A 3229-nucleotide genomic window follows, 5' to 3' on the forward strand; every position below is an offset into this window, starting at 1 on the left:
AGTTCACTGCATACCGGTCCGACCCCGTACAGCTTACGCAGCTTATCCAGCAGTGGCATCACTTTTTCCAGAGGCGGTCGAACTCCGCCTTCGCAAAATAAGCGGAAGCCTGGCGAAGGATATCGTTACTGCGGCGCAGTTCACGATTTTCACGTTCCAGCTCTTTCAGACGCTGACGTTCAGCGGTGGTGAGCCCGCCATCACCGCCTCCGGTATCCCGCTCATGCTGGCGAACCCAGACACGCAGAGTCTCCGGCGTACAGCCAATCTTTGGAGCAATGGAACAAATTGTCGCCCATTGTGAGTCATATTCGCCCTGACTTTCCAGAACCATACGGACTGCCCGTTGACGGACTTCGGGGGAAAAACGAGTATTTTTAGTCATCCTGTTTACCTCTTTCTCAGGAAGTTTAGTCTCCAGGATTCCCGGGGCGGTTCAGACATCTGATGGAAATGGAAGCCACGCAAGCACCTTAAAATCACCATCATACACTAAATCAGTAAGTTGGCAGCATTACCTGGCGTCTGATTTTGAGTTTATTTGACTAATGAAAATAGATCATTGAGTGATTCGCTCATCGACGGATGAGTAAATATCTGATCGCGTAATATGCTATAAGGCAGCCCGGCATCCATCACCATTTTCACTATATTAATCATCTCGTGGGAGTCAACACACAGCAGTGATGCCCCTAATATACGTTGGGTTTTATTATCAACAATCGCTTTTAATACCCCACGGGTATCGTTCATCACTCTGGCACGCGGAATTGCAGCTACAGGCAATGTCACCACCTGAATATCAGCACCACTCTCTCTGGCTTGTTCTTCTGTCATACCAACCCTGGACAGGGGCGGTGTCATAAATACGGAATAAGGCACATTTTTCCGATCATCAGTACTACGTTTGCCTTCACCCAGTAACTCATCACGTACAATGCGGTAATCATCCAGTGATATGTAAGTAAATTGCAGCCCGCCGGTAACATCTCCCATCGCCCAAATATTGTCTGCGGTGGTATGTAATCGCTTGTCAACGACAATTGCCCCGCGCTCGTTTACTGCGATACCGGCATTTTCTGGATGTAACGAAGCGGTAGCCGGTTGACGACCGGAAGCTATTAACAGTGCATCCACCGCCAGTTGGGCGTGCTCGCTATGCACTTGCACTTGATTTTCATGGTGACTGATTCGCTCCACATGGGCATTGAGGATAATATCGACGCCCTGATCGCGTAAAATCGTCGCGATATTATCAGCAATATCCCGATCTTCCCGAGGCAAAAACAGCGAAGCTGCTTCTAAAATGGTTACCTTGCTGCCAAAATTAGCGAACATAGAGGCGAACTCAACGCCAATATATCCGCCGCCCAAAATACCTAAATGCCCAGGCAATTCTTTTAGATTAAGTAATCCGGTGCTGTCATATACTCCTGGCGTGGTGGTAATTCCAGGAATTGGCGGAACCACGGTTTGTGCACCGGTATTAATAAAAATTTTCTCGCCATGAATCTCCAGATTTCCCTCAGGCCGATGAACACGCAGGCTATGATTATTGATAAACTCCGCCTGGCCGTCGATCACGTCGATATTAGGCATATCCGCAAGATTATGAAAATTCTTATTACGTAAAAAATTAACCACTTCATTTTTACGCTGTATGGCACGGACAAAATCTGTGTGCTGCTGTGCGTCATGAACCAATGTTTTAGTTGGGATGCAGCCGATATTAATACAGGTCCCGCCATACATTGCATTTGATTGTTCGATGAGAGCCACTCGCCAACCTGCTTTTGCCAGCGTGACGGCTAATGTTTTTCCAGCCTTGCCAAAACCAATAATAACTGCCTGATATTTATTCATGATGATTTCCTGTCGAAACGCGTTCATTTGACATCATGACTATAGACGCAAAAGAGCAAATACCATTTCTTCACAACGCTTGATATTTTGTCTTATCGTCTGGTATTTTCTTTTTCTTAATCAGAATCACAAAACAAAAATCATGATTAACTATTTGATGGTATTAGATTAGTTATTTACTAAGATTGTTGGTGTTTGTAATCAAAAACCACTCAGGAGTCTGATATGGATGCCCTTAGCCGTTTGTTGATGCTTAACGCTCCACAAGGAACGATCGATAAGAATTGCGTGTTAGGAAGTGACTGGCAGCTTCCACATGGTGCCGGGGAATTATCGGTTATTCGTTGGCATGCGTTAACGCAAGGAGCGGCGAAGCTGGAAATGCCGACGGGAGAGATTTTTACATTACGCCCGGGAAATGTGGTCCTGCTACCACAAAATTCAGCTCATCGCCTGAGTCATGTCGATAATGAATCGACCTGTATTGTCTGTGGTACTCTTCGGTTGCAACATTCGGCGCGTTATTTTTTAACGTCTTTGCCGGAAACGCTGTTTTTAGCACCGGTTAACCACAGCGTGGAATATAACTGGCTGAGGGAGGCGATCCCGTTTTTACAACAGGAATCCAGATCGGCGATGCCGGGAGTGGATGCACTGTGTAGCCAGATCTGCGCTACATTCTTTACCCTCGCGGTGCGTGAGTGGATTGCACAGGTTAATACAGAGAAAAACATTCTCAGTTTGCTTCTGCATCCACGTCTTGGTGCGGTAATACAGCAAATGCTGGAAATGCCAGGACACGCTTGGACCGTCGAATCGCTGGCCAGCATCGCCCACATGTCCCGGGCAAGTTTTGCCCAGCTTTTCCGTGATGTTTCCGGAACCACGCCGCTGGCTGTATTAACAAAGTTGCGTCTACAAATAGCGGCCCAGATGTTTTCCCGGGAAACGCTCCCTGTTGTGGTGATCGCTGAGTCAGTAGGCTATGCCAGCGAATCATCTTTTCACAAGGCGTTTGTCCGCGAGTTTGGTTGTACTCCGGGAGAATATCGGGAAAGGGTCAGACAGCTTGCACCCTGAATAAAACCGCCAGGAATCGGAGCAAAGATAATCCGCATTCCGGGTGTTGTGAGCCTTTCAGCTATTTATATTTCCAACTTTTTTGGTGATGCTGCCAACTTACTGATTTAGTGTATGATGGTGTTTTTGAGGTGCTCCAGTGGCTTCTGTTTCTATCAGCTGTCCCTCCTGTTCAGCTACTGACGGGGTGGTGCGTAACGGCAAAAGCACTGCCGGACATCAGCGCTATCTCTGCTCTCACTGCCGTAAAACATGGCAACTGCAGTTCACTTACACCGCTTCTCAA

Annotated in this window: 3 protein-coding genes, 1 pseudogene and 1 other annotated feature; of the genes and pseudogenes, 2 read left to right on the forward strand and 2 right to left on the reverse strand. The window is 47.3% G+C overall.

Going from position 1 to position 3229, the window contains the following annotated elements; translation table 11 throughout:
* Positions 1-104: a sequence feature (AL1L pseudoknot), on the reverse strand. This feature is flagged as partial in the annotation.
* Positions 1-385: pseudogene (locus tag BGK49_RS11300) on the reverse strand (transposase); the annotation flags it as partial. Its footprint overlaps the feature before it by 104 nt.
* 152 nt (positions 386-537) lie before the next feature.
* The gene (rclA, locus tag BGK49_RS11305) at positions 538-1863 is read right to left on the reverse strand and encodes a reactive chlorine resistance oxidoreductase RclA (RefSeq protein WP_001046306.1); all 1326 of its coding nucleotides are present in this window, start codon (positions 1861-1863) and stop codon (positions 538-540) included.
* Between the two features lie 225 nt (positions 1864-2088).
* Between rclA and rclR the strand changes: the two genes are divergently transcribed.
* Together rclR and BGK49_RS26580 are read left to right on the forward strand one after the other, a co-directional pair.
* Entirely contained in the window at positions 2089-2943 is an 855-nt protein-coding gene (gene rclR / locus BGK49_RS11310; protein ID WP_000339594.1) for a reactive chlorine-specific transcriptional regulator RclR, read from the forward strand.
* A 139-nt stretch (positions 2944-3082) separates the two neighbouring features.
* Positions 3083-3229 (forward strand): IS1 family transposase (locus BGK49_RS26580; RefSeq protein WP_001393286.1); only part of this gene is annotated, 147 nt, incomplete at its 3' end.

This window comes from Shigella sp. FC1544 (assembly GCF_001722145.1).
In the GTDB taxonomy this organism is placed as follows: Bacteria; Pseudomonadota; Gammaproteobacteria; order Enterobacterales; family Enterobacteriaceae; genus Escherichia; species Escherichia coli.